Here is a 21,057-nt window from a genome sequence, read left to right as displayed (position 1 = left end):
CACCGCCAAGCCCCATAAATCCTTATGGGGCTTGGCTTTTTTGTTGTCTATACGTCTTTTTATGCTGTGAAATTCATATGCTTGTTACGAAGGTAAGCGTTCATCATCGCTGCTTAGCAAGCGGTGAAATGAACTAAGGAGGGTATAAAACATTGAATCCACAGGAACGTGAATGGATGCCGTATAGGGGACCGTTTGATCCCTGCCCGCCGGTTCCGTGCAAGACGTATGTCGTGCCGCCCAACCAGTTTATTAACTTTCAGCCGCCAGATCTTCCGCAGTTCTCGCTGCCGGAAGCGCTTAGGGCGGGAACCTTATGGCCTGCATTATTCAGTCCGTATGAGTCTAAATGCAGAGGAGGGAACTAGCCGATGGAAGCCAATCCTTGCGAGCCACGTTATTACGAAATGCTTGAGCAGCTCCAGATCCTTGATTTTGCCTTAGTAGAGCTGAATCTGTATCTGGACACTCACCCGGATGATCTGAGAAGTATCCAGCAGTTCAATCAGCTGACTCAAGAACGAACCCGGCTGGCGAAGCAATTTCAGGAGATGTACGGCCCTTTGCAGAACTTCGGACGCGCGTATTCGAAATGCCCCTGGGAATGGAGCGAGAGCCCGTGGCCTTGGCAGGTATAGCCGCGGTATGCTTCCGATGCGAGTTTTGCCGAAGTGTTCTCAATGATGTGTAAGCTCACAAAACTTAGCATATGCTTCCGATGCAAGTTTTGTCGAAGTGTTCTCAATGATGTGTAAGCTCACAAAACTTTTAGGAGGGGAAGCTTCCGCATGTGGATATATGAGAAAAAACTGCAGTATCCGGTTCGCGTCAGTAAATGCGATGTCCGGATGGCGCGTTATTTAATGGAGCAATATGGAGGCGCAGATGGCGAACTGGCCGCGGCCCTTCGTTATATGAACCAACGCTATTCGATTCCTGATAAAATCATCGGGGTCTTAAATGATATTTCAACAGAGGAATCAGCGCATTGTTGTTATCGTTTATATAAAAAGCCCGGAACATCAATGCTCCGGGAGCTTAGGGAATAATTGTAGGTCAAACTTCGCCATCGTTTCCGGCTTCGACCAGTGGCCCTTTTCCTTCTTGCTATAAACTGCCGGTTCCATTACTGATTTAAGCAATTCGTTGCGTTCACTGGCATCCGTTGTTTTATGGTATACCTCCAGCACATGTTCAACTTTAGGGATAATCTCCGATTTCGCCTGACTCCTCCGGTTTTCCAGATCCAGTTCTTCTTTAGCTCTGGCAAGGGCATTCTCCGCCTCAGTAATACGCTGGGTTAAGTTCTGCGAGCGTTCCATAAACACATCAATGGTATAAGCCCCACTCTCCAATAAGTCATGCAGACTGCCTTTCTGTACTCGAAGTTTATTAATCTGTTTCTCAACATCGGCAACAATGAGCTGCTTGGCAACCATCAAATCTTCTGCGAAGTCTGTTTCTACTGGGACATTCTGTTCCCATTGCGTTTTATATTGTGTAATCCAGATTTTAAGACCCTCCAGAATGCGATCCTCCACCATAGAAAAACGAGAGCTAATGTTCTTGCAGAGTGGAGTAACACATATCAGCGTTGGCTCCTGATCCCTTGTGTACGGTCTACGGACCATAAACCTTCCACAATCCGCACAACGCACCAAACCTGCCAAAGAGCTTGTGATCACGCCTGTAGGAGAAGGGGGGTGGTAACGACTCTTAAGAAGGTGCTGCGCTTTATTCCAAATCTCAGTGGATACCAGGGCCTTATGCTTGCCTTTGGCTCTAATCCATTCGGATTCAGGAGCCTCATTCCTGGTCTTGATGATCTGCCCGGCTTTACGGGTTTTCTTTAAGGGCCTGCGCTTCCATACAATTTCACCGTTATATACTGGGTTTTGAATGATTCCACTTATGGTTGCAACAGTCCAATGACCGCCTTTAGCGGTAGGAACTGACAGAAGATTTAGCTTCTTGGCAATGTTACCCATGCCCATATTTTGAGTAGTATACATGTCATATATCATGTTTACGATTGGGGCCTGTTCCGGATGCGGCTCCAGGGTATGAGACTTGTCCGCCAGCTGAATTCGTCTGTACCCATACGGAGGAATATTCCCAATATAGTTCCCTTCTCCAACTGACGAGAGCCTACCGTTCTGCTGCCTACGGTTGATTGTTTTATATTCACGCCGCGACATAAACAAACCGAATTCAAAGTACTCTTCATCGTATTCATTATCTGGATCGTAAACTTTCATAGGCGTGAAAATCTTGGTACCACTATATTTAAACGTCTGCGCAACAAGTCCTTGATCCATCGTATCACCGCGGGCTAAACGTTCAACCTCCATAACAAAGACACCGGTCCATTTACCTTCCTCAACGTCCTCCAGGAGTTTCAGCATTTCAGGACGTTCCGCCACCCGTTCACCGGATACAATCTCCGGATAAACTTTAGAGATATGTATATTCAACTTCTTAGCCAGAGCAAAGAGGGCTGTCCGGTGTTTCTTCAAGGTTTCGCCCTCGCCCCGGGCTTCTGCGTCCAGATCCGCACGGGATTTCCTTAAGTACATGCAGTATGTATCCAAATCCGAACCTCCTATCTCAATAAATCCATTGTAAAAAAATATACGCAATATTAAAAGTCTTGTAAGGAAACTATATATACTCATCTTATACTGCCGATATATAATATGGTTAATTATGACGAATATTATGTCGGGCGGTGTTGTGTGGTGTCGTGGGAGCCAGTAGGTTTTATGTTCTTCTCGATCTTCGAGACGTTTTCTCTGTATTTCTTGATTATGTGTTTATTCCGGTTCAAATATCGGGATTTCGCTTGGCAGGCATTAGTTCTTACCCTGTTGATAAATCTACAAAGCTATATTCTGCGCAATGATTTCTCTTTGGGTTATTATATGCCTGTGATAACGATCGTTTTCTTTGTCATATTCTGTACCGTTATTGTCCATATGCCGTTTATCCTCTCAGTGATCGCAACCATATCCGGATATGTTGTATTTGGAATAGTGCAGTGTTTACTTGCAATTCTATTATTCGGGTCCATAGATGCAGTTGGGGACTCAATCAGTAATGGTTATTTGCTACAGTTTGCAACAGGGGCAATTATCATGCCGGCCTCTTGGTACTACTATCGACGCGGAAACGGCTATACCTTTGATTTGGAGAGATTGAGATTCAAGTTCGAAGACATTGCGGTGATTATTCTAATCGTTGTATTTCTGATCGGTATCAGCACAATCCTCTACTTCAACAAGCTGCATATTGTAACATTATTTTTTGTGGCGACTTCAGCCTATCTCTTTTATTATGCTAGGCGAAAGGAGTACGAGAATTGATTGAGAGACTGGCAGCAAATAGTGCGGCAGCTATCAAAAGAAGAGTACCACATCATCCGGCCAGCGCGGCGGTTATGCAGTATGCACTGGAAGTGATCTATAATGCTTTGTTTATAGTTACGTTCTCACTCCTCATATCACTTTTCACAGGCAAGTCTCAAGAGGTTGTGGCGATCCTAGTCGCATTCGCAGTGTTGCGACAAATCACAGGTGGCATTCACTTGAAGTCTAGCGTTTCATGCGTGGCGGCAAGTACCATAGGATGCACATTGCTTTCTATCGTTCAACTACAATCGGGTATTCTCTATCTCATCGGAGGGTTGTCTTTAGGGCTTGTGCTAATCTTTGCTCCGTCCAGATTAGATGAGCAAACCCGCATTCCTGTCCGTTTCTATCCTGTACTAAAAATTATAGGAGCCGTAGTAGTAATCATAAGCGTCTTCATCCAGTGGACACCAGTTAGCGTGAGTGTATTCGTCCAAGCGATGACCTTAATCAAATTCACCCCGAAGGGAGGTGACCACAATGAATGAATACCCAATGAAAGAAATAACAAAAAAGATGAATCTTAGTGTATTCTATGCTCTGGCATCGGTCCTATCGTTAATCGCTATGTCTATTGTAACAACGAACAGCATCTTGTTCGTACATAAACCTGAAGTGCCGCAGGAATTGCGCAAATAGTACTGGAGTTGATCGATGTGAAAAATCTTCACCTAACCAAAGATAAAGACGGCAAATCAGGTATCTTTAACATACCGGTTGAAGATGTGTTCTACTTCGAAAACTGCATTGGTAAAATCAGAAGGTTAAACGTTCACACTTCACAAGGTATGTTCTACGCCATGGGGACTATGACATATTTGATGGAGGCGCTAAATAATAGCGGGTACCATTTCTCCGTAGGTGATAGATCAGCGTGTATCAATCTGGATAGAGTCGTAAGAGTGAATGAGTACTTCTTAACCGCGTATTTCGACGATAGCAATGAGGGTTGTATGTTAACCGATAAGGGATATCAGGAACTAATGGAAGAGTTAAAGGTCCTAAATCCGAATATGTTATTTAATTGACTGCCGAAAGGCAGTTATTTTTTTGATCAAATATTATAGCATGTTATGCCAAAAAAATGTTCGCTATGATTTTGCAAATTATTGAACAGAAACCCACTTCTCGCGGGATGAGTTATTGTTTACATATTCTTCAATATGTCGTTTAATAAGGGTGAATATTCGGAGCATGAAATTATGTTGACAAATGTAGTATCGGGGTATTAAAATACGCTTTTTAATAATTTAAGCTAGATAGGAGTCCAAACTACTTCAAGATTTCTTGAAGTCTCGGCCGGATCGGGAGGATAAACCTCCGCGCCTCACTTGGATACATCTACTATACGCCAGGTGTACAATAATTCGGGGTTAGGAAGCTTCAATGCTTTGCTAATGGTTATAGCAGTAGCGAACCCCATTTTAGTACGGTTGTGGGCATAGTCGGATAATTGACTCTCGGGATATCCAGTGATGATGTGTATCTCACGTTGAGATATGCCGGTCAATTTATAAAGTTCCAATAGGCGGCAACGATCCGGTTCATACCGCATCGTTCCTGCTCCTTGAATATATTAATTTTTTTGGGAAATGCAGAACGTTTACGAACATATGCTCTTATGTTAAGATGGATAAATAAAGCACCCAGAAATCGGATGGTGACAAGAAGATGGATTCAATAGAAAAAGACGCACTACTTAACATTGAATTAAATGGTATGAACTTAACTATGACTCAAATTTCGAAAATCACCAAAGACGCAGAGTCAATCTTCAGAGGAAAAGATGATTTTTGCAGCTCGCTTGAGCTTTTTTTGGATTTCCGGGTCCGTAAGATCAAGCCCTAAATCATTTTCTAAATGATGAAAGAAATTTATTTTCTTTTGAGTTTCTAAATCATTCTTGGAATTTATCTCATAGTCTGCGGATGATTTTTGCGTTTTTTCGACTGACTTAGCTAAATAACCTGAATTTGAAGCTTCAGTGAGAATTGATTTAATCTCATCAGGAGCTTTTTCAATATGCCCTGCTAAAAGTAGGGACTCTATTTCCCCACCTGTTATTTCAGCAAGTGCTCTATTGAGTGCATCTGAAGCAGGCGGGTTTTTTCCGTTTTGAAGCCTGCTCAAATATTGTTTGCTTGCAGATAGCCCCCTTTTTTCAAGTTCTAAAGAAATGTCGTCTAAGGTAAGTTTAGAACGATTAATAAAACTTTTTAAAAGTTCAGCATAATTCAATGATTTCATCCTCCTTCAACAACCTATTATCTCATTATTGACATAAAAATATCAATTCAACCGAGTTGATATTTTTTTATTACTTTGTGTTGACATATACATATTAAGTTGATATTATCGTGTTACAAAGTAAACATAAATATATCAACTGGTGGTGAAAAAAATGAGATACTCTGAGCTATTAAAACAATCAATTAAAAGAGAAAAATTGACTCTTAATGAGATTTCCGAACGGCTAGATGAGTTTGGTAGGAAAACAAACAAGATTTACATCAGTAAACTTCAGAACGGGAAATTACCACCAGCTAGCGATAATTTGAATGATGCCCTAGCAAAAATCCTCAATATTGATCCTATTGATTTAATGGCTGCAGCATATCTGGAGAAAATTCCAGTTAAGGTTTTGCAACGGATCATAAGCAAGGAAAGGAAGGAGGCGTAAATTATAATGGCTGTCCCACTCCAGGTGCCGCATACACATACCGTAAGGGGTGATGCGGCCATGAATAACAATTTACTCAATAAAATGCCTGAAGGTAATGTGGTTAAGACCATTTGGATTGGCGAGAGCAAGATTGAGTTCTGCGATAACTTTGTAGCTCGTACACCTGAAGATATTTCCAGGGTGCAAAGTGATCTTTACGGCAAGGCTTGGCAGATTGTGAATCGACTCCGCGAGGATGGCGTTGACATCTGATTAAGAAATAACCCGCCAATGTGTACCATCATTGACGGGTAGTGGAATGGGCAAGGGGAATTGCTTAACTAGATATTACATCATGCCTTTGTCCGAAAGCATCCCCAAAAATGGACAAGGAGACGATGAAAACAATGGCAATCGGACAATTTGGGCCAGCACTTGAAGCGGCCATGAAACGTGCAGGTAATACTCGTGGGGATGTTGGCAGGATCGTTCACACCGAATCTTCGATGGTCGGCAAAGTGATGAAAGGGAGCAGAAGGCCATCGAAGCCGGTTATGCAAGCTGCGGTTCAGCATTACGGAGACGTTCAATTAGTGCTGGCGGCGGCAGCAGAAGTAACTGGAGGTGCTTCAGTTCCTTGGTTGGATTGTGCTGACTTACATACAAGTTCAACACATATCAAGACAATTGAGGAAATTCGTGAGGCAGAACAAGCCCTCCAAAAGGTACCGGTTACTAAACGATTAGACCAACTAACACCTGGTGATCTGAAAGCAATTAAGGATGCCTTAATGGAGCAGATTGAGGCAATTACAGCTCTGACCCACAACGTGGCTGTGACCTGCCGAAAGTATGATTTCTCATACATAGAACTTTGGAAGGAACACAGACAGGAATTGAAGATCAAAAAATATATGAATTGAGGTATCGAAATGAAAGTTGAGTATATGGAAGCCGAAGTGCGGTTTATCGCCCAGAATGCAAAGCACAATCTTGAACTGGTTCGAGGTCAGGCTGATCTCATTGATCCGGTAAAGTTGAACCGCAGTATCAAATGGTTGGAAATGATGATCGATTTGAATAACCAACATCTTGCTTTTGCAAAAGAAGAACAGAAAAAAGCCCGCCGGTCAGGGCGGACTCCGTTGAGCACTCGGTTAAAGTATCTCGTTGCGTCTATTTTAACCGTTGAATCCACAAAACGCAAGGAGGCACGGCAATGAGCGAAGATAAAAAAACAGTTACCAAAGGATTCAAGGTCACACCTGAAAACAAAAAGTTCATTGATGAACTTTTCGCTGCTTCTGGGTTTGCCGATCAAGAGGAATTTCTGCTTCATTTGGCTGCGCTGTATGAAATGGAACAGCTTAAGAACGGGGAGTACGCCGGGTATTCTAAACAGCTCGACGAGATGGGCTTTCATTCCCGCCGAATGACAGAGTTGTTCCTTGGAATGATTCAAACCGAGAGCCACCTACGCGCTCAAATGGGTGAAGATCACGCTGTCCACCTTGCAGACGTATCGAACGAGCTTTCAGCACAGCAGGATGAGATTCGTGGGCTTAAGGATGAGCTAAAGAAAGAACAGCAAGCCGGGGCCGAGCAGCGTAAGCAAATCGGTGAAATGGAAAAGCACGTTCAGCAACTCCAGCAGGTCAATGAGCGCGGCGAACAGCTCATATCCGAGTACAAGGGTCGCATTGATTCGCTTTCTGCGCTGGTTGCCGACCAGCAGGAGGCAGTTAACCAAACAAAGGCTATAGAACAACGGTTAACCGAGTTATCCAAGTTAACCGACGATCAAGCACGAGAGATTGACCGCTACAAGCAAGGATTGCAAGATGCTGCAGATAAGCACGAGCGGGAATTGTCAGACCTTCGCGTCCGTGCCGAGCTGGAGCAGGAGAAGGCCTTGCTTGCGGAGCGCCGGGAGCTTCAGGACCAGCTTAATACCGAGCGTGAGGCAAACAGCGCTGAACAGCGCCGCCTGTACGCCGAATTAGATAAGCTGCGGCAGCAACTCTCAGCGTCCAAGCAACCGGCAGTGAAGACAGCTGCTCCTGCTAAACCGAAAGATCAAAAATAACCGCCTGATGATGGCCCGAGGGATACGAGCCGAAACCTACCGGCAGCCGCCGGGATGGTCGCGGAAATCCGCAAATCTATCGAAAGGGGAATGGGATTATGATTCCAGATGGCAATCCGATTCCTGAAGAACTGCTTCAGAATCGGTACTGGCGGGGGCTGCTATTCATCTTCATGAATCATAGCAAACTTAATCTATTTCTGAAACCGGATTTTGTTGATTTAAATGAACCAGTCGTTCATATCGACAATCTAAAGGCTGCTACCAAGCTTTGGAGTCCTTCGGATAAGTTCATGCTTACCGCAGCACTTCACTTGTACAATGGCCGCAATAAAATTGATTTGTCTATGGCGGATCGGTTGGATGACAAGAACACGGAAATCTTACTCAGCGCGCTAAAACTGCGGTTTTCCGGGTAAGGGGGCGGAGAATGCTCGTACTTAAAGGTGACATCGTACGGACAAGCTCCGGCCTGTCAGGTGAAATCACAGATACATGGGGGATCGCTCGGCCTTGGGCTAAGCTCCGTCAGGAGGATGGCGAATTAGCGTTTATCCTGCGCACGGATGTAACAGAGATTATAAAGCGACTTCCGGTAAAGAAGGGCAAGCGATGAAAAGACAGCAGAGGTGAGCTTATGCCAGCAGATAGCTTTCCCTTTACAGTCTACTCGGGGCTATTGGAGCCGCAGCATTATAAACAAATCGGCTCAGCATTATGGCTATTTGCTTGGTGCATTAGCTCCACAACCGCTGAAATCGAAGATGACGGAATCATTATGGGAATTGTCCTGGGGGGCAAACCTATGAAACTATCAGAAATCGGTGAGAAGTTTGGGGTTAACGACAAGACTGTCAGCAGATGGATTAGTGATCTACAAGATCATGATTACATCCGAACCACCAGAGCGCCCCGGGGTTTGATTCTAAAGGTAAAGAATTCTAAAAAGAACCTGTTAAATAGATCGGACAAAAATGTCCTTTCATTAAATAGTGATCAGACAAAAATGTCTGTTCATAATGCCAGTGATAAGACATTTATGTCCGATCATGAGCCGAATTCAGACGGTGATCAGACAGAAATGTCCGATGCAAAAGATATTAAAGATCTTATTACTACTGCTACTACTATTTTGAATATTGAGCCGTGGGAAGAACCGAAATCAGATTCTCAAACGGACGGAATGATTACCCTTTTAAACGCCTATTGCAAGTTGCATAAGAAAATCGACTTTCATGTCACTCAAACAGAACGCGTAGCCATGGGTAAGATGGTCGCCGGGGGGATGCCGGTACCCTTTACCATCACAACTATGGCAAGCCTATACAAGGCGAAGCGAGAACGTGAGGGAGACAGTTTCCAGCAGCCAAACAGCTTTTCTTATTACGTGCCAGGTATCGAAGAGGCATGGAGGAATGCCAAAGTGGGCGGTAAGCGTAAAGGGAAGACCACAACATCAACGCCGAGCAATAACAAGCAGGATAAGCTGGCAGAGTTACGGCGTAAACGGATGGAGGCAGAGCAACTTGAAGCGAGCGCAAGTCATTGACCTGCTGGTGAAGATCGCGGAGGAATACGGCCAAGTTGATACCAGCGATCCAGAAATAGACAGGCTTTACGAGAACCTGAAGGATTTCCCGTTTGACGTTGCTTGCGAGAATGTCCGGCAGCACATGTTAACGAATCCATGGCCTCCGAAAATTGCGCAGATCCGAGGCGGGGTTAGTGATCTTCGGGAGCAGCGTAAATCCAAGGATCAGACGGCAGAGTATTTTGATGAGAGGGATAAAGCCCGAGCATCTGCAACGCCGATGCCTATGGGATGGAAGGAGGAACTGTATGCGCGACTTAAATCAGGAGCCACCGAACGACATTGAAGCAGAATGGTCTGTTCTTGGAGCAATCATGATTGATACCACGGGTGATGCAATAGACAAGGCGAGTTCTTTAGCACCACAAGTGTTCTATGATCCGATGAACCGGACGATCTTCTCAGGAATGGTTGAGCTTCACAATGCAGGTGAGCAAATTGATATCCGGTCTCTGACAGGGGTACTGCTTCAGTGGAAGAGTCTGGATAAGGTTGGCGGCGTACATCACCTTACCAAAATTGCTAGATCATCACCAACAGCGGCGAACATCGAATATTTCATTGGCATCATAAATAACAAATTTACTTTGCGGCAAGCCTTGAAGGATGCATATGACCTAATTGACATGGTTCATGAAAGTGAGGATGCCGATGCAGTGGTTTCCCATGCTCTTACCAAGTCAGCCGCACTATCCGATCAATCCGCACCTAAACAAGATTTTAAATCAACAAGAGAAATTGGAATCGCATATATCGAAACGATTGAACAACGGGTTACCAACCGGCTGAATGGAATCATCAGCGGCAAAGAAACTGGGTTTAAAGATTTGGACAAGCTTACGGGCGGGTTCCAAAAGCAAGATCTGATCATTGTCGCGGCTCGTCCCTCAGTAGGTAAAACGGCCTTTGCGCTTAATATCGCGCAGAATGTCGCTGCATTATCCAAAGATCCGATTGCCGTTTTCAGCCTTGAAATGTCAGAACAGCAGCTCATGCAGCGTATGGTGAGTGCTGAGGTGAATCTTGATGCGAATGATATCCGAATGGGCGACATTACCAGTGATGATGATTGGGGAAAACTGACGATCGGAATTACGTCTTTGGCAGACAAAAACATATTTATTGCTGATGATCCGATTGTCACGGTACACGACATCCGGGCCAAGTGCCGCCGCTTGAAGAGAGAGCGAGGGCTAGGCATGATCATCATTGACTATCTGCAGCTCATACAGGGCAGCAGCGGCAAACGTGGTGAGAACCGTCAGCAGGAAGTGTCAGAAATATCCCGCGTTTTGAAGCAGATTGCCCGGGAATTGGACGTGCCGGTTATCGCTTTGTCACAGCTCAGCCGGAATGTCGAGCAAAGGCAGGATAAACGTCCGATTATGAGTGATTTGCGAGAGTCTGGTTCTATTGAACAAGATGCCGACATTGTAGCGTTCCTTTATCGGGATGATTACTACGATAAGGAATCTGAGAAAAAGAACATCATTGAAATCATTATAGCTAAGCAACGTAACGGCCCTGTTGGAACCGTAGAGCTTGTATTCCTTAAGAATTTCAATAAATTCGTAAACTATGAACGGGCGCATGCGTCATGAGCCTAAAGGAGAGATAGTTATGGAAACATGGGATAAATACCGCTGTGAATGTAGTCGGAAGTTTGCTATTGAGCAGATTCCTGGGGATGAACTGGAAGAGCCAGCTTGCCCAGAATGCGGTGAGACTAACAATAAATTAATGAAGGGGGCGGAAGAATCCACCCATGCATTGAAGGTGACCATTTATCAATGCCAGATGCACAGACCGGATTACATTTTCGCTGTCGTTGACGATCCGTGGCCTGAAGGGAGCTTCCCAGCCTGCCCTATCTGTCAGTCAGAGGACAACATTTACATGCATGCAATCGGAGAGCTGACGAAGACAAAGGTATTAAATCAAGAAGAGGACGAGGGCTAACTCCATGCAGATGGATATTTTCGATCTCTTGAACGCCGAGAAAATAGAGGCGCGTAAAGTCCTTGAATCAGAACGTCTACAGCAGAAGATTACAGAAAATCGGAAAGTACTAGGTTGGGAAGATTACGTGAGATTAAAGGCTGAACGATCCTTGATGGTAGATGTTATAAGTCTCCCTTGGGTGCGATCACATCCAAACATATCAACCTCTGGCTATGAGCATTGTGAGCTTAAGGTAATTATTCCACCGGATATATTGAGCCCTACGGAATATCATTTGCGTTTTGGACGTTCTAAAGAAGTTCCTAGTTATTATGACGATCCAGCAAGAGATGTAAGTAGAGAATTGTGGTCCTCATATAACCATGGGATTTGGGCCTATAAGTCTCACCAGGTTGATTGGTGCGGGGCTACACGTCTATTAACTGAATACCGCGATGCTGGAGAACCAATATGGATGCGGCTCACAAAAATGGGTGAGATATTGATATATGGTGCATTGCCAGATTGCATCGTCGAGGTATCAGGAGCAAGTCAATTTCGAGGGGAGGATACACCAGTATGAGCAGAGAGATTAAGTTTCGGGCGTGGCTCAAAAAAGAAAAGCGAATGCTTGATAAAGTGGCACTTACTTGGCCGGGCTCAGAAATGATTATCCAATGGTACGACAGTCTTGATGACTATTATGCAGGTGCGCTATCAGATTGCGCGGAACGGGACGCGGAAGTCATGCAATACACCGGACTCGAAGACCGGAACGGCCGGGAGATATACGAGGGAGATATTTGGGAAAACGGCATACCAAGGGTTGTGGAGTTTCGGGAAGACCGAGCGGGTTGGTTCCCATTTGCAACGGATGATGGTTGCGGGTGTTGTTCCAGCGAGACGTATCAGCCAGAACACGGATCGGTCATCGGAAACATCTACGAAAACCCTGAACTATTGGGAGAGGTGGCGAAAGCAGAATGACACTTACACTTGAACAAATGTATGAAATGCAGAAGGAACTGGACGCAAAGATAATCCGGGAGAAAGGACTTGAAGGAAAAGACCTGTTGCCGAATACTGTTTTGGCTCTGCAAGTAGAGATTTGCGAGTTGGCGAATGAATGGCGTGGGTTCAAACACTGGAGCAACGACCAGGCACCGCGATATGAGAATAAGTCGATTGCATTTGCTAATCCCGGTGGTCCATTTGAACATACGTCATACCCGCTGATTGAAGAATACGTTGATTGCCTGCATTTCTTTCTCTCCATTGCGCGGCAACTCGACCTTCCCGCAGATGATTTGTACGTGGCTGAAGATTCTTTGGACTATGAAACGACAGTCGTGTTCACTGAATTACTCCACGTTGTGGGTTTGATTATGGGTGACGAGTTTTTGATAAACACTCCAAAGAACATCATGGAATATCGGAGAGATCATCTGCGAGGTGCTCTATATATCTTCTACGGGCTTGGAGAACAACGGTTAGGATTTACTTTTGAGCAGATCGCGGATGCCTACGCAGCCAAGAATAAGATAAATCACAAACGTCAGGCAAACGGGTATTAGGAGGGCAGTCCTTTATGAGCACTATATCCCCAATTCATCCACAGGCTGTGAGGATGATCAACATTGCTCTTAACCAGGTAATCCGCAGAGGTCGCAGGATCGAGCGCATGAAGTTATATGTATGCCCACGTTCCGAGCTTGCTCAGCATCATATTATAGAGACAGCTTTTGGAGAATTGCGGATTCATTCTAAAGACTCTGTTCCGAAGGGCTATTCTTATCTGATGGAAGATCCAGGAGGTGAGAAGAGAGGATTTGCATGGGTGTCAGTGCCGAAGGGCGCGATTAAAGGAGAAGACATAAGAAAGGAGGCAAAGTAGTGATCATCAAGACAATGAAAAACATTAATTCACCAGCTGGATGCATCGTTTCCGGCGTGTCATTCCGGGCTAATAGAGAGAAGAATGGATATAAAATCAACAGTGGAGAATTTAAGGGGATTTTTATTCCAGAAACTTCAGCAATCATCTTAAGCGATGTTGTACTGAATGAAGATGGAAGAATCCCGCGAGGTAAAAAATATGCCTAATGAACATGGAAAGACCCCCTAATCCTTGGCCGGTCCCGGGGGTCAATAAGTGGAAAGTTATTCCTCAACCCATTATAACATAAAGGGGAATGAGGGGAATGGCATTGGTGTGGGAACAAGGGGAATTGTTCGCAGAAGCATCAGAAGAGGAAATAGCTCAAACCGAGTTCTACCTCGAACGGTATAAGGATATGACACTCTTTATATCAGACTATAATAAATTTGAAAATGAAATGGCTGGAGTTGCCGTCGATGGAGAAGTTGCCCGGCGTCTTTCTGCCGATGAATTACACGCCGATAAGACAGCCAATGCTGTTATTTTGAATGAGAAACAGAAATGGATGTATGAGAGATATCGGGTGTATACGTACATGATCTTCCGAGCATACAACCTGATCCGGGATCAAGAGGTCAAGAAAGTCTTGAATGCTCGCTTTATTCAGGGGCACAGCCGGAGAGATACCATTCTCTTTATGTGTAAGGGTACGTCAGCCAGCACAGTGGACCGTTACATTGAGCGTGGAATTAAGATGATATCGAACTCGCTTCATCAGATGGGTTTTTTTGATGAAATACTGAAGAGAAACTGACGACATGTTGAGGACAAAGCGGTGGATTTTGAACACCACATGACTATTTTTCCGTGGTACATTGGTAACGTAGAAATTTAGGAAAGATTCAAAACACAAATCTAAGAAAGTCGCTCATATCTGGGCGGCTTTTTTCTTTGTGTGGAAAAAATCGGGGTGGTGATATGAAGAAAGTACAGCCCATTAGGGATGAGCGAATTATTGACGGAATGAAACATTATTTCCGAATCCGCAGCTTACGGAATTTCCTTTTCTTCTGTATCGGTATTTACTCCGGCTTGCGTGTTTCTGACTTATGTACGCTGCGAGTTGAAGAGGTACGTGGGACGCACGTCAGCCTGACGGAGAAGAAGAATAAGCATGCGAAACGGTTTATTATTCACCCAAGTATCCGGGAAGATTTAGACCGGTACATTGCTGGGATGGATGATGGAGATTATTTGTTCGCCAGTAGGCAGCGCAAGAAGATCAGCCGGATAAAATATCAGGCGATTGATCGAACAACTGCGTATCGGTTTCTCAATGAAGCAGCTCGTGAGTTTGGTTTAAAGGAAATCGGCTGTCACACCCTGCGAAAAACATGGGCCTACAGATTGTATATGCAAGACCCAAACAATCTAGCGTTACTAATGGAGATGTTCGGGCATAGCGATCCGAGGGAGACACTGGACTATATTGGGCTGACACAGGACATGATGGACAAGGCAATCATGGCTTTGCGTTAATTTCAGTGCAACATAATCAGCACTTCATCGAAGTCGTATTTAAGTATGTGAATGCATATATGAAGAAACGCATTTTTTAATGCAGAAGATGAGTGCAACAGAATTACCATTGTGTTTCACTCAAGACCCATTATTTAGCAGTTTAGCAGCAGCAGCCTTTAGGTCGCTAAAGTAACGTTTGTAAATAACTGTTAAAAGTGTACTGTCCAAACTCGAATGTCGTGCGGAGGTGTTGGAATGAGTGAGTAGGAGCCGTAGTGAAAAGCGTGACAGGGCATTTCGAATGTGGGAAAAAAGTGGCCGGACAATGGCGCTGGTGGATATCGCGAAGAAGTTGGAGGTCGCGGCATCGCTTATTCGGAAGTGGAAGCATGAGGATGCATGGGAGGCGCGGCCAAGTCGAAAGCGTGGCGGCCAACCTGGTAACAAAAATGCTGAGGGAAATAAAGGCGGCGGTGCTCCACCGGGGAATAAGAACGGCTGGAAGCACGGCATGTATGAATCCATGTGGATGAGTGAGATTGCTGTCGAACATAAGATGAAACTTATGACGATGGAAACAGACCCTCGGCAAATACTCATCAATGAAATATCACTGCTTGAATTTCGGGAATACCGCCTCATGCGGTACAGTCGGGAGATGGAACAGGGATGGGATGCAACGATTGTTCAGTCCAAGAAACAGCGTTTTGAGACGCTAGTTAAGGATATGGGTGATGTGCCTACCTTTGATGAAGAAGGGTTCCTTCAAATCGAAAAGAAGGTCGGGCATGAAATGGTTGAGGTCGAGACGGTCACTAAGACTCCTCAAATGTTAGAAAGGCTGCTTGCCATAGAGGGCCAGTTATCAAATGTACAGGGCCGCAAACTGCGGTGCATCGCGCTGCTTGATCAATTTGATCGAAACGAGTTGACTACCGAAGAGCTGCGGCTTAAGGTCGAGCGGATGCAGCTTGAAGTGAATAAGCTCAGATCGGAGGCGTGGTAATGGCAAAGCATGCAATACTCCAGACGTTTTACACATCGGATAAATGGAGAGACTTTCGGCTTAATCTGATTGTGGAGCGCGGCAACTCCTGCCAGCGCTGCGGCTGTATAATTGCCAGGCCCATAGATATCATCGGACACCATAAGGTGGAGTTGACACCGGAGAATGTTCATGATCATTCAATCAGCCTTAACTCGGACTTGGTTGAACTGATCTGCTACGACTGCCACAACAAGGAGCATAAGCGATTTGGTTATCAGTCGCAGAAAGAGGTGTTCTTGGTCTATGGTCCGCCGATGGCTGGGATGGTGGAATTTGTACGGCAGCAGATGAGTCGTGGGGATCTGATCGTCAACATGGATCTTCTATACTCTGCAATGTCCGGCCTGCCCGACTATGACAAACCGGATGCGCTGTTCTCCAACGTAATCGGTGTGCAGAACTTCCTCATCGACAACATCAAGACCCGGTTGGGCAAATGGGGTACGGCTTGGATCATCGGCGGGTTTCCTGAAAAGTTCAAACGGGATCGCATTGCCGAAGAGACTGGCGCTGAACTGATCTACTGTCCAGTGAGCCGGGAGGATTGCCTTGCGAGATTGGATAGCAGTGAGTCGCTGCGGTATCGCAAGGATGAATGGCGCGGCTACATTGACAAATGGTTTGAACAATACCGGGAGTGAGGTGTATGTCATTGAATAAGCCAACAGTTGCACCGCCGCCTAAAAGGATTGACGGCGTATCTGCGGTGTTCCTTGATTCAAAAGTATTCGCTGCAAAGATAGAATACCTTAGTCAACTAAGGCAGATTGAAAGTAAGTGTCTGATTGAATCAAATACTATTCAGTCTCGAATTAATGGAGTCTGCGATAGTATTGAAAAAGATTTAAATCTTTAAGCCCCCCGGGTCAAAAATATTTTTAAAGTTATGGGCAACCGTATAGGGGACGCAATTTTGGTGCAAGACCAAAAATTTTGAAATTGGATCGAGGTGTTGAAATCTTTGGAAAAATCGGAGGTCTATAGTCGAGAATTGGCGAAGTTGCAGGCCATCTTTGCCGATGTTGATCCTTCAAAGGCTCAGTTGGTAGAGGGGCTGCTGGAGGATGCGGCGTTCCTGAAGGCTGAAAACACCGTTTTGAAGAAGGCGCTTATCGCAACTGGTATGGTTAAGATCCATCCGACTAACCCGGATCTACAGAAGCCGGTTGAGGCAGCTCGGCAATATCTGAAGAACGTCAATTCCTACTCGGTAATTATTAAGACGCTGAACAGCATCTTGAATAAGAACATCATAGACGATGACGATGATGATTTGGATGATTACGAATGAGTGCGCCGTTTACTTCATGGCTGCATGAATACATGTCACTGTGCCGGAGTGGTGAAATATTAGTCGGGCAGGAATTACTCCAGACGTTCGATATTTTGGACGAACATTTGAGAGATCCCAACATCCGATTTGAACCGGCAGATGCAACCAAGCGAATTCAATTCATTGAAGAAAAATGTCGTCACTTTGAAGCGCCGTATGCGGGAAAGCCGTTCAAGCTGGTATTGTTTCAAAAGGCGTTCATCACTGCATTGCATGCTTTCAAGATATTCGAAGAGGAAATTCAGCGCTGGGTACGTCTTTTCCAAGACGTGCTTTTTGTCGTGGGTCGGAAGAATGGGAAAACGCCTTTAATCGGAGCTATGAATCTGGCTGAGTTTTTCTGTGGTCCGGAGGGAATCAAGATCCTTTGTTCCAGCAACGATTATGAGCAGGCTTCCCTCATGTTTGATGCCATTAACGCTATGCGGGAAGAGAGTCCATCCCTTGAAAAGGTGACACGAAAAAACCTAACCGGCATTTACTTCGGAAATCCAAAACGTCGGAAGAAGAATAGTAAATTCAGCTACCGGAATAAGGGCCACATCAAGAAGATATCCGCCAAAACGGGTGCGAAGGAAGGCCGGAATATCGCGGTAGGTGCTGCAGATGAAGTCCACGAGATGAAGGACAACAGTGGTGTGATGCCTATTCGGCAATCCTTATCCACTCAGGATGAACCACTGTACTATGAGCTGACGACAGAGGGCTTCACCAATGACGGTTATCTCGATGGCCGGATGATTGAGGCCAGACAGGTGCTGAACCGGGAATTGCATCGTCCACGCTGGCTTGTGTGGATGTATACGCAAGACAGCGAACAGGAAGTTTGGCAGGATGAACGCACTTGGGTGAAGAGCAATCCAGGGCTGGGAACAATCAAGAAATGGAGCTTCCTTCGCGGAATGATGGAAGAGTCCAAGACCAACAAGGCAACGCGTATTTTTGTGCTGGCGAAGGACTTCAACATCAAGCAGAACAATGCTGCTTCCTGGTTGACTATGAATGATATCGTCAATGCCAATGATCAAGCTTTTGACCTGGAGGTAATGCGTGGGCGTGTGGCTATAGGCGGAGTGGATCTTTCCAAGTCCGGTGACTTGGCTTGTGCAAGGGCGTTGTTCCTTAAAGATGGCAAGAAGTTTACGGTTTCGCAATACTTCATCCCGGAATCAAAACTATCTAATCTATCGAAAGAGGATTTGGAGAAATACAAGGAATGGATTCGACTGGGCCGGATCACGGTGAGTCCCGGAAATGAAAATGATTTCCGGTTGGTAACTGCATGGTTCGTGAAGCTGGTTAAGGAATACGGAATTAGGTTCCTGAAGATCGGATATGACAAGTGGTCTGCTATCTACTGGGTGAAGGAAATGGAAGAGTACGGATTTGATATGGTTCGTGTGGCTCAGGACTGGGCGCCGATGTCCGAACCGATGAAGCTTGTTGAGGCAGACTTAAAAAGCGATCTGATCCATTACAACAACGATAGCCTGGACAAGTGGTGCCTAGAAAACACAGCGATCACAGTCAATTCTAAGATGGAACAAATGCCAATCAAGGTGCAGGGGAAAGAGGACAGGAAAATTGACGGAGCGGTGACCTTGATAGTTTCATATCGGGTGTATATCGACAACCGCAGTGATTTCCTTCGCCTATGCGCGTAAAGATTGGAGGAAGGAGGGCAGGAATGTGTCCTTAATTGATAGCTTTAAAGGGCTTGTTACGAAATCGAAGGAATTCATTCGGGCAAAAATGCTGAACGGATACATGCCCGTGTTCGGCCAGTTTGGAAACAATATTTATGCTTCCGATGTTGTACAAAATTGCATTGACATCATAGCAACGGAAATCAGCAAACTGCAGCCAAGGCATATTCGTACGGATAACAATGGCATCCAGACAACGCCACGCGGGAACCTGAACAGGCTCTTCAAATTCGGGCCGAATGAGTTAATGACAACAAGAGACTTTCTGGAAAAGATAATTTGGTTACTGTTCACGAATTTCAATGTGTTCATCTATCCTCTGTACACCGTGCAGCAAGAAGACGGATCGGAGAGCCGAAACTATTCAGCGTTTTACCCTCTTAACCCCTATCAGGTCGATTTCCTTCAAGATCCGACAGGGGTTTTGTATGTGAAGATGTTTTTTAAGTCCGGCGAGAACTTTACCGTTCCCTATTCTGATGTGATTCACATTCGCAAGCGTTTTTCGATGAATGAAATCATGGGCGGGGGCTTGAACGGGCAACCGGATAATGAAGCGCTGCTGAAGGTATTACGGATTAATGACACCGTACTGCAAGGGATAGAGAAAGGCATAAAGACCAGTATGTCTATCCGTGGAGTAATGAAGATTGCAACAATGATGGACGATGATACGCAGCGTAAGGAGCGGGAGCGCTTTGAAAAGCTGATGGCTTCCGGCGATTCGGCCATTTTGCCGGTTGACCTGAAGGGGGAATTCATACCGGTTAACATTGATCCGAAGATGGTGGATAAGGATACAATGACCTTTCTTAAAACCAGCGTTCAAGAGTGGTTCGGCGTTTCGTTGCCCATGCTTGCCCGTGATTACAATGATGAGCAGTATCAGGCATTTTACGAAAGCACCCTTGAACCTATCTTAATCGGACTCAGCCAAGCCTTTTCTAAAACGATCTTCAGTCCCAGGGAGCTTGATGTGGGGAACGAGATCGTTTTTTATCAGCGGGACATGATGTATCTCAGTACAGCAGCTAAACTCGACCTGATCAAGATAGCAGGGGAGCAGGGGCTGCTCGATGATAATCAAAAGCTGGCACTGCTCGGCTACCCTCCACTTCCGGACGGTAACCGAATCACGCAGAGCCTTAACTATGTGGACCGATCAATCATTAATATCTATCAGCTCAACAGTGCGAAGGCGGGAGCTGGAAAGGCGGTGAAGGAAGATGGCGAAGATTAACCCACCGGCAATTACGGGGCCGGAGCGTCGTGCATTTGCAATGGAAGACCTGAAGGCTGATCCTAATGGGAATGTCATTGAAGGGCATGCTGCTGTTTTCGATCAGAAAACGATTATCGGAGGTTGGTTCAAAGAGATTATCGAACGCGGGGCTTTTGACAAAACCGACTTTAAAGATGTCCTGATGAGCGTGAATCACGATTTGTCGCAAATCCCCTTGGCGCGTAGCAGGAACAACAATGCCAATTCTACATTGCAACTTCAAGTGGATCAGCAAGGTCTTGCTACACGGGCCGTGCTGGATATCGAAAATAATATGCAAGCGAGGGCGCTGCACAGTGCAGTGGATCGTGGAGACATTTCGGGTATGTCCTTTATCTTTATCGTTCGCAAGGGCGGCGAGGTCTGGGAAGACCTTGACACAGAGATTCCCACTCGACGAATCAAAGACATTGCGAAAGTTATTGAAATCTCGGCGGTATCCTTCCCGGCTTATGACGGGACTGATATAAATGCTCGTGACCAGCAGGCACTGGAGAGTGCCCGCGCTGCACTGGAGAGTGCGCGGTCTCAACTGGACAGTTCGAACAGCGAGCTTGAAATGTTAAGGATTCGAAATCAAATTTTAGCGAAGGGTTAAGGT

34 protein-coding genes and 1 pseudogene are annotated in these 21,057 nt (G+C 45.4%); 32 read left to right on the top strand and 3 right to left on the bottom strand.

The window, feature by feature from the left end:
• Positions 1-176 precede the first annotated feature (176 nt).
• From ACAN55_RS18460 to ACAN55_RS18450, 3 genes and pseudogenes are all read left to right on the top strand, one after another.
• Positions 177-368: a spore coat associated protein CotJA gene (locus ACAN55_RS18460; RefSeq protein ID WP_379136116.1), complete on the top strand. Its 192-nt coding sequence runs from the start codon at positions 177-179 to the stop codon at positions 366-368.
• A gap of 3 nt (positions 369-371) precedes the next feature.
• Entirely contained in the window at positions 372-638 is a 267-nt protein-coding gene (locus tag ACAN55_RS18455) for a spore coat protein CotJB (protein WP_379136086.1), read from the top strand.
• 150 nt (positions 639-788) lie between these two features.
• Positions 789-989 (top strand): annotated as a pseudogene (locus tag ACAN55_RS18450) (manganese catalase family protein); the annotation flags it as partial.
• Positions 990-1,022: 33 nt separating this feature from the next.
• On the opposite strand, the gene ACAN55_RS18445 reads toward ACAN55_RS18450, so the two are convergent.
• Positions 1,023-2,591 (bottom strand): recombinase family protein, encoded by a 1,569-nt coding sequence (locus ACAN55_RS18445; RefSeq protein ID WP_379136083.1) that lies wholly within the window; start codon positions 2,589-2,591, stop codon positions 1,023-1,025.
• Positions 2,592-3,134: 543 nt separating this feature from the next.
• Between ACAN55_RS18445 and ACAN55_RS18440 the strand changes: the two genes are divergently transcribed.
• From ACAN55_RS18440 to ACAN55_RS18425, 4 genes are read left to right on the top strand one after another with little or no spacing between them, the layout of a single operon-like run.
• On the top strand, positions 3,135-3,362 hold the full coding sequence (locus tag ACAN55_RS18440; protein ID WP_379136081.1) for a hypothetical protein: 228 nt from the start codon (positions 3,135-3,137) through the stop codon (positions 3,360-3,362).
• The gene (locus tag ACAN55_RS18435; protein WP_379136079.1) at positions 3,359-3,895 is read left to right on the top strand and encodes an accessory gene regulator ArgB-like protein; all 537 of its coding nucleotides are present in this window, start codon (positions 3,359-3,361) and stop codon (positions 3,893-3,895) included. The genes ACAN55_RS18440 and ACAN55_RS18435 overlap by 4 nt, the downstream gene beginning before the upstream one ends.
• The gene (locus tag ACAN55_RS18430) at positions 3,888-4,046 is read left to right on the top strand and encodes a cyclic lactone autoinducer peptide (protein WP_379136076.1); all 159 of its coding nucleotides are present in this window, start codon (positions 3,888-3,890) and stop codon (positions 4,044-4,046) included. The genes ACAN55_RS18435 and ACAN55_RS18430 overlap by 8 nt, the downstream gene beginning before the upstream one ends.
• 17 nt (positions 4,047-4,063) lie before the next feature.
• Complete coding sequence (locus ACAN55_RS18425) at positions 4,064-4,435, top strand: LytTR family transcriptional regulator DNA-binding domain-containing protein (RefSeq protein ID WP_379136074.1); 372 nt, start codon at positions 4,064-4,066, stop codon at positions 4,433-4,435.
• A gap of 299 nt (positions 4,436-4,734) precedes the next feature.
• Here ACAN55_RS18425 and ACAN55_RS18420 read toward each other — a convergent pair whose 3' ends face one another.
• Complete coding sequence (locus tag ACAN55_RS18420) at positions 4,735-4,962, bottom strand: helix-turn-helix domain-containing protein (protein ID WP_379136071.1); 228 nt, start codon at positions 4,960-4,962, stop codon at positions 4,735-4,737.
• Between the two features lie 212 nt (positions 4,963-5,174).
• Positions 5,175-5,645 carry a hypothetical protein gene (locus ACAN55_RS18415; RefSeq protein ID WP_379136068.1) on the bottom strand — a complete coding sequence of 157 codons (471 nt, stop codon included), beginning with the start codon at positions 5,643-5,645 and terminating at the stop codon, positions 5,175-5,177.
• A 163-nt stretch (positions 5,646-5,808) separates the two neighbouring features.
• Between ACAN55_RS18415 and ACAN55_RS18410 the strand changes: the two genes are divergently transcribed.
• The 25 genes from ACAN55_RS18410 (at position 5,809) to ACAN55_RS18290 (ending at position 21,054) form a co-directional block, all read left to right on the top strand.
• Complete coding sequence (locus tag ACAN55_RS18410; protein WP_379136065.1) at positions 5,809-6,087, top strand: XRE family transcriptional regulator; 279 nt, start codon at positions 5,809-5,811, stop codon at positions 6,085-6,087.
• 6 nt (positions 6,088-6,093) lie between these two features.
• Positions 6,094-6,342 (top strand): hypothetical protein, encoded by a 249-nt coding sequence (locus ACAN55_RS18405; protein ID WP_379136063.1) that lies wholly within the window; start codon positions 6,094-6,096, stop codon positions 6,340-6,342.
• A 134-nt stretch (positions 6,343-6,476) separates the two neighbouring features.
• Entirely contained in the window at positions 6,477-6,992 is a 516-nt protein-coding gene (locus ACAN55_RS18400) for an XRE family transcriptional regulator (RefSeq protein ID WP_379136061.1), read from the top strand.
• Between the two features lie 9 nt (positions 6,993-7,001).
• A complete protein-coding gene (locus ACAN55_RS18395; protein ID WP_379136058.1) occupies positions 7,002-7,292 on the top strand; it encodes a hypothetical protein in 291 nt (96 codons plus the stop codon).
• Positions 7,289-8,155: a hypothetical protein gene (locus ACAN55_RS18390; protein ID WP_379136056.1), complete on the top strand. Its 867-nt coding sequence runs from the start codon at positions 7,289-7,291 to the stop codon at positions 8,153-8,155. Before ACAN55_RS18395 ends, ACAN55_RS18390 begins: the two co-directional genes overlap by 4 nt.
• A 98-nt stretch (positions 8,156-8,253) precedes the next feature.
• Positions 8,254-8,574: a hypothetical protein gene (locus ACAN55_RS18385; RefSeq protein ID WP_379136052.1), complete on the top strand. Its 321-nt coding sequence runs from the start codon at positions 8,254-8,256 to the stop codon at positions 8,572-8,574.
• Between the two features lie 11 nt (positions 8,575-8,585).
• Positions 8,586-8,771, top strand: a complete 186-nt coding sequence (locus ACAN55_RS18380; RefSeq protein WP_379136050.1) for a hypothetical protein — start codon at positions 8,586-8,588, stop codon at positions 8,769-8,771.
• A gap of 63 nt (positions 8,772-8,834) precedes the next feature.
• Positions 8,835-9,704 (top strand): hypothetical protein, encoded by an 870-nt coding sequence (locus ACAN55_RS18375; protein WP_379136047.1) that lies wholly within the window; start codon positions 8,835-8,837, stop codon positions 9,702-9,704.
• Complete coding sequence (locus ACAN55_RS18370) at positions 9,682-10,032, top strand: replicative helicase loader/inhibitor (RefSeq protein WP_379136045.1); 351 nt, start codon at positions 9,682-9,684, stop codon at positions 10,030-10,032. Before ACAN55_RS18375 ends, ACAN55_RS18370 begins: the two co-directional genes overlap by 23 nt.
• Positions 9,995-11,347: a replicative DNA helicase gene (gene dnaB / locus ACAN55_RS18365; protein ID WP_379136043.1), complete on the top strand. Its 1,353-nt coding sequence runs from the start codon at positions 9,995-9,997 to the stop codon at positions 11,345-11,347. Before ACAN55_RS18370 ends, dnaB begins: the two co-directional genes overlap by 38 nt.
• Before the next feature lie 19 nt (positions 11,348-11,366).
• Positions 11,367-11,705 carry a hypothetical protein gene (locus ACAN55_RS18360; protein WP_379136041.1) on the top strand — a complete coding sequence of 113 codons (339 nt, stop codon included), beginning with the start codon at positions 11,367-11,369 and terminating at the stop codon, positions 11,703-11,705.
• A 10-nt stretch (positions 11,706-11,715) separates the two neighbouring features.
• On the top strand, positions 11,716-12,270 hold the full coding sequence (locus ACAN55_RS18355; protein WP_379136039.1) for a hypothetical protein: 555 nt from the start codon (positions 11,716-11,718) through the stop codon (positions 12,268-12,270).
• Positions 12,267-12,674 carry a YopX family protein gene (locus tag ACAN55_RS18350; RefSeq protein WP_379136036.1) on the top strand — a complete coding sequence of 136 codons (408 nt, stop codon included), beginning with the start codon at positions 12,267-12,269 and terminating at the stop codon, positions 12,672-12,674. The genes ACAN55_RS18355 and ACAN55_RS18350 overlap by 4 nt, the downstream gene beginning before the upstream one ends.
• Complete coding sequence (locus tag ACAN55_RS18345; RefSeq protein ID WP_379136033.1) at positions 12,671-13,261, top strand: dUTP diphosphatase; 591 nt, start codon at positions 12,671-12,673, stop codon at positions 13,259-13,261. Before ACAN55_RS18350 ends, ACAN55_RS18345 begins: the two co-directional genes overlap by 4 nt.
• A 14-nt stretch (positions 13,262-13,275) precedes the next feature.
• Positions 13,276-13,581 carry a hypothetical protein gene (locus ACAN55_RS18340; RefSeq protein ID WP_379136030.1) on the top strand — a complete coding sequence of 102 codons (306 nt, stop codon included), beginning with the start codon at positions 13,276-13,278 and terminating at the stop codon, positions 13,579-13,581.
• Complete coding sequence (locus ACAN55_RS18335; protein ID WP_379136027.1) at positions 13,581-13,790, top strand: hypothetical protein; 210 nt, start codon at positions 13,581-13,583, stop codon at positions 13,788-13,790. The genes ACAN55_RS18340 and ACAN55_RS18335 overlap by 1 nt, the downstream gene beginning before the upstream one ends.
• 98 nt (positions 13,791-13,888) lie before the next feature.
• Entirely contained in the window at positions 13,889-14,380 is a 492-nt protein-coding gene (locus ACAN55_RS18330; RefSeq protein WP_379136024.1) for a hypothetical protein, read from the top strand.
• Positions 14,381-14,544: 164 nt separating this feature from the next.
• Positions 14,545-15,105, top strand: a complete 561-nt coding sequence (locus ACAN55_RS18325; RefSeq protein ID WP_379136021.1) for a tyrosine-type recombinase/integrase — start codon at positions 14,545-14,547, stop codon at positions 15,103-15,105.
• A 241-nt stretch (positions 15,106-15,346) separates the two neighbouring features.
• A complete protein-coding gene (terS, locus tag ACAN55_RS18320; RefSeq protein ID WP_379136019.1) occupies positions 15,347-16,093 on the top strand; it encodes a phage terminase small subunit in 747 nt (248 codons plus the stop codon).
• Positions 16,093-16,776, top strand: a complete 684-nt coding sequence (locus ACAN55_RS18315; protein ID WP_379136016.1) for an HNH endonuclease family protein — start codon at positions 16,093-16,095, stop codon at positions 16,774-16,776. The genes terS and ACAN55_RS18315 overlap by 1 nt, the downstream gene beginning before the upstream one ends.
• A gap of 5 nt (positions 16,777-16,781) precedes the next feature.
• Complete coding sequence (locus tag ACAN55_RS18310; protein WP_379136012.1) at positions 16,782-16,991, top strand: hypothetical protein; 210 nt, start codon at positions 16,782-16,784, stop codon at positions 16,989-16,991.
• A gap of 105 nt (positions 16,992-17,096) precedes the next feature.
• Positions 17,097-17,426, top strand: coding sequence for a hypothetical protein (locus ACAN55_RS18305; protein ID WP_379136009.1), 330 nt, complete (start codon positions 17,097-17,099; stop codon positions 17,424-17,426).
• The gene (locus ACAN55_RS18300; RefSeq protein WP_379136006.1) at positions 17,423-19,132 is read left to right on the top strand and encodes a terminase large subunit; all 1,710 of its coding nucleotides are present in this window, start codon (positions 17,423-17,425) and stop codon (positions 19,130-19,132) included. Before ACAN55_RS18305 ends, ACAN55_RS18300 begins: the two co-directional genes overlap by 4 nt.
• A gap of 25 nt (positions 19,133-19,157) precedes the next feature.
• Positions 19,158-20,414, top strand: a complete 1,257-nt coding sequence (locus tag ACAN55_RS18295) for a phage portal protein (RefSeq protein ID WP_379136003.1) — start codon at positions 19,158-19,160, stop codon at positions 20,412-20,414.
• Positions 20,401-21,054: an HK97 family phage prohead protease gene (locus tag ACAN55_RS18290; protein WP_379136000.1), complete on the top strand. Its 654-nt coding sequence runs from the start codon at positions 20,401-20,403 to the stop codon at positions 21,052-21,054. Before ACAN55_RS18295 ends, ACAN55_RS18290 begins: the two co-directional genes overlap by 14 nt.
• The last annotated feature ends 3 nt before the right edge of the window (positions 21,055-21,057 follow it).

This window comes from Paenibacillus oryziterrae, assembly GCF_042610485.1.
GTDB lineage: Bacteria > Bacillota > Bacilli > Paenibacillales > Paenibacillaceae > Paenibacillus_AQ.
The sequence above is the reverse complement of the archived record's forward strand: the minus strand, read 5'-3'. Positions and strand labels throughout refer to the sequence as shown.